This is a genomic window from Pseudoalteromonas sp. THAF3, assembly GCF_009363775.1.
Taxonomy (GTDB): Bacteria; Pseudomonadota; Gammaproteobacteria; order Enterobacterales; family Alteromonadaceae; genus Pseudoalteromonas; species Pseudoalteromonas ruthenica.
On record NZ_CP045418.1, the window covers coordinates 2,569,408 to 2,581,863 of the forward strand.

Sequence of the window (12,456 nt, forward strand, 5' to 3'; positions counted from 1 at the left end):
TCAGCTGTTAGAACTCAATCTGTACGAGTGCCCACACAGATGATTGCTTCATATTTTTAAAGAACGTTTCGAGTTGCTTTCGCGTCTCGAGGGCTGTGCATTCTACTCAACCCTGTTTTATTGTCAACACTTTATTTTAAGAAGTTTGCATTTTTCAATGCGCTTTTTAAAACTCAGTTTTACTTGACTCCCCAACTCGTTGAAGTGCTTGTTTGTAAGCAGTCCGCCGTGTCGATGGATGCGCATTATAGGGAGATTCGATTTCCACGCAACCCCTTTTTTAAAGAAAACTGCAAAAAATGGATCGTTTGCGCACTTTACACTCAAAACGCACTAAAAAAGACCATTAATTCACTTATTAATGGCTTTAATTCTGTTGTTAACTGAAAAGCAGTTTAAAAGGTAACCATCACCAGTAGGGTCTGACTGCTTGGTAAATACTGACTCCCCATACCAAGGCGGCAATCAACAATGCCAAGCTTACCGCAGCCGAGCCCATATCTTTAGCGCGTCCAGAAAGAATATGTAATTCCGTAGACACCCTATCGGTGAGCGCCTCAATGGCTGAGTTCAGTAATTCAACGACCAACACTAATAATATAACCACAATCAGTGCTAACCAATGCATCGCGGTATCAGCAATGAAAAAAGAGATAGGGAAAAGGATGAATGCCAGGGTCAGCTCTTGGCGAAATGCGGCTTCGCCTTTATAAGCTGCTTTGAGTCCCCAGTAGGTACAACGCAATGCTTTAACTATCCGCCCTAGCCCTTGGCCGTTTAACTTTAAGCTTGTCATAACCCTTGCCACCTTATTATTGGCCATAAAAAAAGCCCCGATAACGGGGCTTTTCAACATTGCTATGCAACACCATATTGGTCGCGGTAGGCTTTGACCGCTTGCAGGTGCTCATCCATATTGCCCTGCTGCTCAAGATAGGTGATTAAATCTGCTAGTGTGACTATCGATACCACTTGGGTGTTGAAGTCTCGCTCTACTTCTTGGATAGCCGAAAGTTCTGCTTTGCCTTTTTCCTGGCGATCCAGAGCAATCAGCACCCCGCTTAAATCAGCACCATTGGCGGCAATGATTTCCATAGACTCGCGAATGGCGGTGCCAGCGGTGATCACATCATCCACTAACATCACCTTTCCTTTAAGCTCAGAGCCAACTAGGTTGCCTCCTTCACCATGGTCTTTTTTCTCTTTGCGGTTAAAGCAGTAAGGTACGTCTTTATTGTAATGATCTGCCAACGCCACCGCTGTAGTCGTAGCAATGGGGATCCCCTTATAAGCAGGACCAAACAATAAGTCGTAATCAATACCAGCATCTTCAAGTGCAGCTGCATAAAAGCGGCCTAACTTGGCCAAGTCTTGCCCGGTGTTAAACAACCCAGCGTTAAAGAAGTAAGGGCTAGTGCGGCCAGACTTAAGCGTAAACTCACCAAACTTCAATACCTGCTTGGCTAATGCGAATTCAATAAACTGCTTTTGATATTCTTTCATTAGATGTCTCTTTAACTAGTCGTTTAGTGCTTATGCCAAAGCTTGCTTTTGGATGTCGATAATTTCGCGTATAGAGTGCTTAGCTAAACTTAGCATTTGCTCTAGCTCATCAAATGAGAACGGTTCACCCTCAGCAGTGCCTTGCACCTCGATGATTTTACCCGTTTCGGTAAGAATCACGTTCATATCTGTTTCGGCTTGTGAGTCTTCGATATATTCCAAGTCGGTAATAGGTTCGCCGTTGAATATACCCACAGAGATAGCCGCTATCATGTGTTGAAGAGGATTAGTGTTGATCATTCCTTTGGCACGCATATAGGTTAATGCATCAACCAAGGCGACACAGGCTCCACTGATAGATGCCGTACGTGTACCGCCGTCCGCTTGAATCACGTCGCAATCGATAGTGATAGTGTTTTCACCCAAGGCTTTTAAATCAACGGCTGCTCGCAATGCACGGGCGATCAGTCGTTGAATTTCCATGGTGCGTCCGCCTTGCTTGCCACGCGCTGCTTCGCGGTTATTACGGGTGTGGGTCGAGCGCGGTAACATGCCATATTCTGCGGTTACCCAACCTTTACCTTGGCCCTTCATAAAACGCGGTACACCCGCCTCAACACTCGCAGTACACAATACCTTAGTGTTGCCAAACTCAACCAGCACTGAGCCTTCAGCATGCATGGTATATTGGCGAGTAAAGGTCACTGGACGAATTTGGTTAGGTGTTCTTTCACTTGGACGCATTCACTATCCCCTTCATTAAAAATTTCCGTTCATTATATGTGTTCACCCGCTGCGATGCCACGGCACTTTTATGAATTTCCCTAATTGTGCTGGAAATTTCCGCTAGAGCTCACTCTTTGTTAAGGTATAATGCATGCCGATATATCTGTTTTAAATTAGGAAATCATTCATGATCCACAGCATGACTGCGTATGCTCGCCAAGAAATTAAAGGCGATTGGGGCACCGGAACTTGGGAGATCCGCTCTGTAAACCAACGTTATCTGGAAACCTTCATTCGCGCCCCCGAGCAATTTCGCGGTTTAGAACCTGTGATCCGTGAACGGCTGCGTAAAAACTTACAGCGCGGTAAGGTTGAAGTATTCTTAAAATTTGCCGCCAACCCAGCCCATGTCGGCGAGTTACAAATCAATGAGTCTTTGGCCTCACAATTAGTAAAGAGCGCACAATGGGTGCAAGCACAAAGCCAAGGCGACATTAATCCCGTAGACATTCTTCGCTGGCCAGGCGTAATGGAAGCCGAGGAAATGGATATGGACGTCGTGCAAGGTGAATTGCTCAAAGGCTTAAATGGCGTTATAGATGACTTTAAAGCCGCCCGTGCTAGCGAAGGCGAGAACCTTGAGCAAATGATATTAACTCGCTTAGACGCGATTTTAGAGCAAGTCGCCATCGTCGAAGCGCAAATGCCCGAAGTCATCAAATGGCAACGTGAGAAGCTATCGCAGAAACTGGAAGATCTGCAAGCCGAAATCGACGAGACCCGCCTTGAACAAGAGCTTATTTACTTGGCGCAAAAGCAAGATGTCGCCGAAGAACTCGACCGCTTAAAATCGCACGTAAAAGAAACCCGTAAAATTCTGAAAAAAGGCGGCGCCTGTGGTCGTCGTCTTGATTTTATGATGCAAGAATTTAACCGCGAAGCCAATACACTGGCCTCCAAATCTATTAACACCGAAGTGACCAACGCCGCCGTTGAGTTAAAGGTGTTGATTGAGCAAATGCGTGAGCAGATCCAGAATATTGAGTAATCACCTCGCATTCACCTAACACTTAAAAGCCCCTTTCCAGGGGCTTTTTTGGTTAACCATCTCGGCATTGCTCTTGCGGGTACTCAAACTCTAAGGTGGTGTGTGCTAAATCATACTCTGCCAAGTTGTCGGCCAAACGTTGCTTTAGCGCTATCACTTGCTCTGCATTAAGCTCCTGAGCAAGACACAAATGCGCTGTCAGCACATGATGTTCGCCATCTAACGACCAGTAATGCACATGGTGAGCGGTGCTGATTTCTTGCGGCTCTATCAGTACCTCAGTGAGTTTTGTTTGCGTCTTTTTATCCGGCGCCCCTTGCAGAAATAATCGTACAGTCTGCACTAGGTTGCGCACCACATTGACCAAAATAAACAAGGTAAAACAAATGGATAAAATAGGGTCTAGAATCGGCCAATCAACAAACATCAATACGATTGCGACCACCAGCACCGCCACCCAACCCAGCACGTCTTCAAGAAGGTGCCAATTAAGCACCTTCTCATTGAGTGATTTACCACTGCTCAGTTTAATCGCCGCATAACCGTTCACCGCAATACCTAGTATCGCCAGGGCTAACATGCCTTCCGTTACCGGCATGACTGGGTCGAACAACCTCGGCACCGACAACACCAGTACCCACACCGAGCCAATCACTAATACCACCGAATTAATAAACGCACCAAATAAGCTTAAGCGCCGATAACCATAGGTAAAATGCTGATTAGCACCTTTATTACTGAATTTGTTAAGCAGCCAGGCGCTGCCGATTGACAGGCTATCCCCTAGGTCATGCACGGCATCGGCCATTATCGCGGTACTGTTTGTAAGCCACCCGCCAATAAACTCAATAATAGTAAACCCGAGGTTTAAAAAGAATGCCCAACCAATGCGCTCTGAAGCGATGTCATGGGAATGATCGTGGTGATGCGCCATTTTCTTATCCTTTTGCTGCGTGTACCTACACTCTGGGTTAAAATCTCTTTACCGTCTTTCCCGCTTTTTATCGCGCTCCCTTTAACTTAAGCGCGATTAAGCACATTTTTTCTCGTGCGTTATATCTGTGTAAAAACACTATGCCAAACTTTTGTGAGCATTACTAAGCCTGTCAGCTATCCTAATTAACAGGCTCTTATCAGTGAGTACATTATGAAACTAAAAACAAAGTTGTCTTTGTCGTTTGCCGCCGTTATTGCTTTAATGGTTATCTCGAGCCTTATCGTTTGGCTTAAAGTCTCCACCGAAACCCTGCAAGCTGAGGAAGTTAAAAACGACGACCTTCCCGGTTTACTAGCCTATTTATCGATCTCCGATACTATTTATCAAATGCAAAATGAAGCCCTTGAATACATAGGCGGTGAGCAACAAAAGCGAGACAGCTTTGCGGCTTTGTATAGACAATTTCAAACGCAACACCAAGAGCTTTATAAGTATGAGTCTAACAAGCCATCAGACATAGAGAAGATGGCAAACATAGAAAACTTAGTGAAGGAATACAATCGCGGCATCACTGAGGGCGTATTTAATCGCTACGACCCTGAATTGTTTCGTAGCGTACAATTACAAGTGGCACAGTTAGAACAAGACACCGGTGAGAAGTTAGGTGACTTACTCGACGAGCTAAAAGACCAAGAGTATGCACAGGCCATGCAAGCAAGCGATTTACAAACCAGCTTGCAGGATAATTTACCGGGTGTCAGATATTACCTCGAACTGATAGATGAGGCCGGTGACCTAGTCGCGGGTGTGAACGCACACATTCGCGGTGATACCGAAGCTAAAGCACGCTTTAAAGACGATTTAACCAGTTTCAATGAATACCTTGAGGCGCTTCGACCACTTGAGCAACAACCTGGTGAAGTTGCAGCGCTACGCCAAGTTGAGTCTTATCGCGATGACATTGTGCGCACGGCCAACAGCATTTTTACACGCTATAGTCCACAAGACTATATTGATGCTCGAAGTACTATCAATAACCTAGAAGCCCAGGTTGTTGATAAACTAAACACTATTTTGCAAACCTCAGCGCGGGAAGAGCAAGCAGACGCTATTAGCGCCTTAAACCACCTTGTCGAGGGCTTAAACCTGACCTTGATCATTATTGTGATCATTACCTTAATCGCCTTCGTTGTCGCAGGCATTATTGCCTATCTCATTAGCCATTCAATCATTACTCGCTTAAACAATGTGCTAGAGACAGCAGAAAGTGTCAGCATCGGCGATTTATCGCGCCCGGCTATTGCTCATGCGAACAAGGATGAAATCGACAGCCTTGCTGCGGCGACCAATAAAATGTCGTCATCTCTGCATGATTTAATGGCTCTGATCACGTCACTGGCCACTCAGGTTAGAGAATCCAGCTTGGAAATTAGCTCAACAAACGAGCAAATCGCTAATCGCAGCCAAAACTCAGCAGACCAATCAACACAGATAGCCACTGCCATTGAAGAAATGAGCTCAACGGTTTCAGAGGTCGCCAGACAATCACAACAAGCATCTGGCAATAGTGAGCAAGCAAGAGAGTATGCAGCTCATGGTGCCGAGGCAGTGAGCCAAACGGTAGCGGAAATAAGAAGCGCTTCGAGCAGAGTGCAGAACACCTCCAGCTCAGTCACCGAACTGGGTGAGCTTAGTAATCAAATTGGCAATATCATCAGTGTGATCAGTGCCATTGCCGAGCAGACAAACTTGTTGGCACTTAATGCTGCCATTGAGGCCGCACGAGCCGGTGAACAGGGCCGAGGCTTTGCCGTAGTTGCCGACGAAGTACGGACCTTGGCTGAGCGCACGACCAAAGCCACCGATGAAGTCGCGCAGACAATTACCGCCATCCAAAAGCAAACTCACCAAGCGGTAGAATCTATGCATAGTAGCGTAGAACAAGTAAACAGCAGTGTATCTATGGCGGAGCAGGCCGGGGAACAACTTAGCAATATAATGCAAAGTGCCAGCGACATTGCCAGTATGATTCAATCAATCGCGACGGCCACCGAAGAGCAATCAGTGGTCGCTGCGGAAATGGCCAAGGACGTGTCTGATATTGAACGCGCGAGCCAAGCATCACTGAACGACACGCAAGGGGCTTTAGAGATTGCGAAACAGCTTAATTCTCAAGCCGGTGAACTTAGTGAGTCTGTGCAGCGCTTTAAATTGCGTGCCAGTTAAGCACAATACCCATTGATTTTATGTATCGCTGTCGGTATTTTAGACCCTAATTTGATAACTAACAGGTGTGCTCCCGGTGCTTAAGTGTGTATTTAGCATTCTTTTACCCCTAGTGATTGTGCTGCAATCACTGGCAGCGAGTGCTGATCCCACCCCTGTACATCAAATCGACAGCGAGCATTTACAGAGCGTACATTCGCACCAACAACATGATGACTTGCAACCACAGGCAAGCGATAACTTGCACGATACTGCTGATTGTCATCACTGCGGCCACTGCTCAGGCTCACATCTCACTTGGGGGAGCATGCCGGCTCCCTGTTTTGCCAATGACCATGTTGATTTCGCATTGCCGGACTGGCGCCACCGCGCTGTGGGCGAAGTCATTTACCCAACTTTCCGCCCTCCCATCGTCTAACTGCACTTATCCGCCATGCCCAACGCGCACACTGCGCTTGCGGCTAACTTAACATTTGCAGTTAGAGAATAGTTTATGAAGCTTTCTATTTTTTGCTTTGCGCGCAGCGCGAAGGCACTTAGTAGCGCGTGTGTTCATCGCGCCTTGGACACCTTTTTCACGGTGTTTATCAAAACCGTTACATTGTTAGTATTGAGCGTGTCTTCGCTCACCTTCGCGGGCGAAGGTCACGACCATAATGATACCAACAATACCGCAAAATCATCACCCAGCGACCATGGTCAAGGTATTGCTCTCAGTGAGCGCAGCATGGCCCTAGCGCAAATAAAAGTAGCGCCCTTACAAGCACGTACACATAACAAAACGCTGTATGCACCTGGAGAGCTCAAGGCCAACGGGTACTCAAGTTACATCGTTTCTGCACGTACTGAGTCGGTTGTCATTGAGCGCCACGCAATGCTTGGCGAGCACGTCAATCAAGGGCAACCACTGGTCACCTTATTCAGTGAAAAAATGGCCAATGCTCAGGCCGACTACCTAGTAGCGGCGAGTGAGTGGCAACGGGTAAAGCAACTTGATAACCGAGCGGTGAGTGAAAGTGCTCGCTTAAAAGCACAGTCACAATACAACGCCAGCTACGGGCAGTTAATTGCCCTTGGCTTAACCACTGAAGCCATTGATACGATTAGTAAGGACAACATTGCGTCATTTGGCCAATATTCTTTGGTGGCCCAAACCTCAGGAGTGGTGCTTAACGACGACTTCACCCAAGGCCAACGAGTAGAAGCTGGTCAGAGCATTATGACCATCGCCGATGAATCTAGCCTATGGGTTGAGGCCAAAGTTGCGCCTTATAGCGACGGCGCCATCAATAAAGCCACAGCGGTGAATATCGTCGTCAACGGCCGCACTTACCCAGCGAAAGTCATTCAAGAAGCCCATGTGATTGACCCAACTACACGGACGCGGGTGATCCGGCTAAAAGTAGATAACCCGCAAGATAAACTCCATGCCGGCATGTTCGTTGATGTGCATTTCACCTTTGCCAGCACCACGCCTGTATTAGCTCTTCCGCAGAGCGCGCTCATGCGCGGCAGTGACGGCGATTGGCAGGTGTTTGTGCAACAAAGCCCCGGCGAGTTCTTACCCGTAGAGGTTGAATTGGGTGAACGCTTTGGTCGCTACCAACAAATCTCCGGCGTGCCTGCGGGAGTCAATGTCGCGATGACCGGGGCTTTCTTTATTTCTTCTCAACTAGCCAAAAGTGGCTTTGACCCTCATAACCACTAAGCTGGAGCGGCACAATGTTTAACTCTATTATTGCTTGGGCGGTGCGTAACCGCCTCCTTGTCGTGCTGGCGTTGGTGAGCCTGATCGCTGCCAGCATCACAGTGATCCCTAAACTTAACTTAGACGCCTTTCCCGACGTCACCAATGTACAAGTAACGGTAAACACCGAAGCCCCCGGTCTGGCCGCCGAAGAGGTAGAGCAACTGATCACCTACCCTATCGAAGCGGTTATGTATGCACTTCCCAATGTCGAGCAAGTGCGCTCAATATCTAAAACAGGCCTTTCTGGAGTGACCATCGTGTTTAACGAGGACACCGATATTTACTTTGCTAGACAGCTGGTTTTTGAGCGTTTACAAGCCGCCAAAGAGCTTATCCCTGACGGTCTTGGCAGCCCTGAGATGGGCCCCAATACCTCAGGCTTGGGGCAAGTGTATCAGTACTTACTTATAGCCGATGCAGAGGCCGAGCTCGATACGATGGCCCTGCGCTCACTCAATGATTGGGTGGTAAAGCTGCTGATTATGCCGATTGACGGCGTCACTGATGTGCTGTCATTTGGTGGTCGTGTGCGCCAATACCAAGTCGCAATCAACCCGAATAAGTTACTCGCCTACCAATTAACGCAGCAAGACCTTGTTGCCGCACTCAATGCCAGCAATGACAATGTGGGCGGTTGGTATATGGACCGTGGTCAAGAACAGCTGGTAGTGCGCGGCACCGGCTGGTTTGCTCACTCACGTCAAGGCATTGAGCAAATAAAACAAGTGGCGGTAAAAACCGTCGCCGGCACGGTCATTACCGTCGGTGATATTGCTGAGGTACGCTTAGGCAGCGAGATTCGCCAAGGTGCGGTGACCATGAGCCGTAAAAACGCCCAGGGCGAGGTCGAGCAGTTAGGTGAAGTAGTCTCTGGCATTGTCCTCAAACGCATGGGTGCCAATACCAAAGCCACCATCGATGGGATCGAGCAAAGGGTGCAAATGATCAATCAAGCGCTGCCACAAGGGGTGCGATTTCAACCTTTTTATGACCAAGCAGACCTTATCACCAAAGCCGTGAATACGGTGGTGAATGCACTCACTCTCGCCTTTATTTTTATCGTTGTTGTGCTCGCCCTGTTTCTAATGAACCTACGCGCCACGTTATTAGTGCTCATATCCATCCCTATTGCCATTGCTATGGCCTTAATGATGATGGTGTGGCTTAACGTTTCCGCTAATTTAATGTCACTTGGCGGTCTTGCTGTGGCGATTGGCATGCTGGTCGACGGCTCAGTGGTAATGGTTGAGAACATGTTTAAGCATTTAAGCCGCCAAGACAGCACGTTAACGGCACGCGAGCGTATTTTACTCGCGGGTAAAGAGGTCGCTCGACCCGTGTTTTTCGCCGCAACCATTATTTTAGTCGTGTTTATGCCGCTCTTTAGCTTCGAAGGCGTTGAAGCCAAACTGTTCCAACCGATGGCGATAAGCATTATTTTAGCGGTGATCAGTGCCATTTTCGTGGCGTTGATTATCGTTCCTGCACTAGCAAGCTATCTGTTTACCGGTCAAATCACATCGCGCCCCAGCTTGATGCTCAAACCCTTGGATGTGCTTTATCGGAAAACATTGCACCTGGCCCTAGCGCATACCAAAGCGGTAGTAGTCACGGCGCTTATACTCGTTGCTGGCGCTGTTGCCACCCTAGGGCAGTTGGGAACCGAATTTGTTCCCGAGCTCGAAGAAGGTACCATTAACCTGCGCGTTACCTTGGCGCCTTCTTCAAGCCTCGAAACAGCACTAGCAGTGGCCCCCAAACTAGAAGCCAAACTGTTAAGCTTTCCCGAGGTCACGTACGCCCTAAGCCGTATCGGTCGGGCCGAAATTGGGGGCGACCCCGAGCCGGTCAATAACATCGAAATATATATTGGCTTAAAGCCCCCCAGTCAGTGGCAAAGTGCAGAAAACCGCTACCAACTACAAGCCTTGATGGAGCAAAAGCTCAGTGCCCACCCTGGATTGTTGTTTAACTTTTCTCAGCCTATCGCCACACGAGTTGATGAGTTACTGTCTGGAGTAAAAGCGCAGCTGGCCATCAAACTATTTGGCCCCGAACTTGAAGTGCTAGCGACTCAGGGCGAGGCCATTGCCAATGCGGTAAAAGCGGTGCCAGGCACCCGCGATGTCGCGCTTGAACAAATTGCCGGCGAAGCACAACTGATCGTTAAGCCAAAACGCCAAGCCTTGGCTCGTTATGGCTTGCAAGTCGCCGATGTGATGGGCTTGGTGCGCGACGGCATTGGCGGTGTACGAGCCGGACAAATTATTAATGGCAATGAACGCTATGATATTAACGTACGCATTGATAAACCCTACCGACAAACCCCACAAGCCATTGGCAATTTATATTTGCAAGCTAGCAACGGGGCGTGGGTGCGCTTAGCCGATGTGGCCGATATTAGCATTAAATCGGGGCCTCCTCAGGTGCGCCGCGACGATGTACAGCGCCGAGTTGTAGTCCAAGTAAATGTACAAGGCCGGGATATGGGCTCGGTGGTGGCGCAAATTCGTGAACAAATCGCAAATGATGTGGCGCTGCCCAGCGGGTACTCTGTGGCCATCGGCGGGCAATTCGAAAATCAAAAGCGGGCACAGCAGCGCCTCAGCATTGTTATTCCATTGTCACTGGCTGCCATCGCGCTGTTACTGTATTTTGCGTTTGGCAGCGCCGGCCAAGCCTTGCTGATACTAATCAACGTCCCATTGGCAGTTATTGGCGGGGTGTTTTCCTTATATTTAAGTGGGCAGTATTTATCGGTGCCAAGCTCGGTAGGCTTTATTACTTTATTTGGCGTTGCCGTACTCAATGGAGTGGTGATGGTCGAGAGCATCAATCAGCGTATCAATAGCGGCCAGGCTCTAGCCAGCGCAGTATTTGAGGGGGCCACACAGCGCCTGCGCCCGGTGCTGATGACCGCCATCACGTCGGCATTAGGCTTGATTCCAATGCTGCTTTCTCAAGGTGTGGGCGCCGAAATTCAGCGCCCCTTGGCAAGCGTCATTGTCGGTGGACTATTGACATCCACCTTATTAACTTTGTTTGTGTTGCCAGCTTTGTATCCACGTTTTTCTCAGGCTAAGCTTAAACACTAAAGCTATTGTGGCGCATGAATCGACAACAGGTTTATGCGCCAGTTAACCTAGGCTGAGAAATCCGCTATACTACGCGGCTCTTTTTTAAACCCCAGTATTTAGAGAGACATCATGAGCCAAGTTCGTGGTAATTTGTTTATTTTATCCGCCCCATCTGGTGCGGGTAAGTCCAGCTTGATCAATGCGTTACTCCAACAACATAGTGATATGCAAGTATCGGTGTCGCACACCACTCGTGCTCCTCGCCCTGGTGAGCAAAACGCCAAGCATTATCATTTTGTAAGCGAAGCTGAGTTCAAAACACTGATCGACAATGATGATTTCTTTGAATGGGCGCAAGTGTTCGACAACTATTACGGCACCTCAAAAGCGGCGATAGAACAGCAACTTGCCAACGGCATTGATGTGTTTCTCGATATCGACTGGCAAGGCGCGCGACAAGTGCGAGAATTAGCCCCGGACGTCACCACTATTTTTATTTTGCCACCGTCCAAAGCAGAGCTTGAAAATCGCCTAACCAATCGCGGCCAAGATTCCGCAGACGTGATTGCCGGGCGCATGGCCAAGGCGCAATCGGAAACCTCACACTTTGATGAGTATGATTACTTGGTCGTTAATGATGACTTTGACACCGCTTTAGCTGAGATTGAAACCATCGTTAAAGCCAAGCGCTTAAGCATCAGCGCTCAGCGTGTAAAACATAACGAACTAATCCACGACTTGTTAAAATAACTATTGGCCTAAACTTAACCTTGCAGTAAACTATGCGTTTACAGAATTAAATTTTGGAGTGAAGCATGGCTCGCGTAACTGTTGAAGATGCAGTAGATAAAATTGGCAACCGTTTTGACTTAATCCTTGTCGCCGCCCGTCGTGCGCGCCAGATCGCCGTAGGTGGTAAAGATCCTATGGTTGATGCTGAAAACGATAAACCAACGGTTCTCGCTTTGCGTGAAATCGAGGAAGGCCACATTACTGTGGATACCCTAGAGGCCATTGAGCGCCAAGAGCAGCAAAACCAAGAAGCTGCTGAAATGGCAGCTGTTGCGGCTATCGTTGGCGGTAACCAATAAGCGGCCTCTAACGCTCTCAAAACGGCTGCAATACTCGCGCAGCCGTTGGCTTTCCCCTCTTTTCATCGTATATTCACCTTAACTGTTCAATTTCGCCT

The 12,456-nt window shown here is 48.2% G+C and carries 11 protein-coding genes; 7 read left to right on the forward strand and 4 right to left on the reverse strand.

Going from position 1 to position 12,456, the window contains the following annotated elements; all coding sequences use genetic code 11:
* Positions 1 to 409: 409 nt before the first annotated feature.
* From FIU82_RS11925 to rph, 3 genes are all read right to left on the reverse strand, one after another.
* Entirely contained in the window at positions 410 to 796 is a 387-nt protein-coding gene (locus FIU82_RS11925; RefSeq protein ID WP_026110905.1) for a diacylglycerol kinase, read from the reverse strand.
* 62 nt (positions 797 to 858) lie between these two features.
* The gene (gene pyrE, locus FIU82_RS11930; protein ID WP_152441149.1) at positions 859 to 1,503 is read right to left on the reverse strand and encodes an orotate phosphoribosyltransferase; all 645 of its coding nucleotides are present in this window, start codon (positions 1,501 to 1,503) and stop codon (positions 859 to 861) included.
* A gap of 30 nt (positions 1,504 to 1,533) precedes the next feature.
* The gene (gene rph / locus FIU82_RS11935; protein ID WP_022943484.1) at positions 1,534 to 2,247 is read right to left on the reverse strand and encodes a ribonuclease PH; all 714 of its coding nucleotides are present in this window, start codon (positions 2,245 to 2,247) and stop codon (positions 1,534 to 1,536) included.
* Between the two features lie 169 nt (positions 2,248 to 2,416).
* Here rph and FIU82_RS11940 point away from each other — a divergent pair, with 169 nt between their 5' ends.
* Entirely contained in the window at positions 2,417 to 3,277 is an 861-nt protein-coding gene (locus FIU82_RS11940) for a YicC/YloC family endoribonuclease (RefSeq protein WP_022943483.1), read from the forward strand.
* Positions 3,278 to 3,329: 52 nt separating this feature from the next.
* Here FIU82_RS11940 and FIU82_RS11945 read toward each other — a convergent pair whose 3' ends face one another.
* On the reverse strand, positions 3,330 to 4,211 hold the full coding sequence (locus tag FIU82_RS11945; protein WP_152441150.1) for a cation diffusion facilitator family transporter: 882 nt from the start codon (positions 4,209 to 4,211) through the stop codon (positions 3,330 to 3,332).
* 213 nt (positions 4,212 to 4,424) lie between these two features.
* On the opposite strand from FIU82_RS11945, the gene FIU82_RS11950 reads away from it, so the two are divergent.
* The 6 genes from FIU82_RS11950 to rpoZ all read left to right on the forward strand — a co-directional run bounded on the left by FIU82_RS11950 (position 4,425) and on the right by rpoZ (position 12,358).
* Positions 4,425 to 6,440: a methyl-accepting chemotaxis protein gene (locus tag FIU82_RS11950; RefSeq protein WP_152441151.1), complete on the forward strand. Its 2,016-nt coding sequence runs from the start codon at positions 4,425 to 4,427 to the stop codon at positions 6,438 to 6,440.
* 76 nt (positions 6,441 to 6,516) lie between these two features.
* Positions 6,517 to 6,858, forward strand: a complete 342-nt coding sequence (locus FIU82_RS11955) for a hypothetical protein (RefSeq protein WP_053909709.1) — start codon at positions 6,517 to 6,519, stop codon at positions 6,856 to 6,858.
* Between the two features lie 75 nt (positions 6,859 to 6,933).
* A complete protein-coding gene (locus FIU82_RS11960; protein WP_152441152.1) occupies positions 6,934 to 8,148 on the forward strand; it encodes an efflux RND transporter periplasmic adaptor subunit in 1,215 nt (404 codons plus the stop codon).
* A gap of 14 nt (positions 8,149 to 8,162) precedes the next feature.
* Positions 8,163 to 11,285 carry an efflux RND transporter permease subunit gene (locus FIU82_RS11965; RefSeq protein ID WP_152441153.1) on the forward strand — a complete coding sequence of 1,041 codons (3,123 nt, stop codon included), beginning with the start codon at positions 8,163 to 8,165 and terminating at the stop codon, positions 11,283 to 11,285.
* A 111-nt stretch (positions 11,286 to 11,396) separates the two neighbouring features.
* Positions 11,397 to 12,017, forward strand: a complete 621-nt coding sequence (gene gmk, locus FIU82_RS11970) for a guanylate kinase (protein WP_045979328.1) — start codon at positions 11,397 to 11,399, stop codon at positions 12,015 to 12,017.
* Positions 12,018 to 12,082: 65 nt separating this feature from the next.
* Positions 12,083 to 12,358: a DNA-directed RNA polymerase subunit omega gene (gene rpoZ, locus FIU82_RS11975; RefSeq protein WP_022943476.1), complete on the forward strand. Its 276-nt coding sequence runs from the start codon at positions 12,083 to 12,085 to the stop codon at positions 12,356 to 12,358.
* Positions 12,359 to 12,456 lie beyond the last annotated feature (98 nt).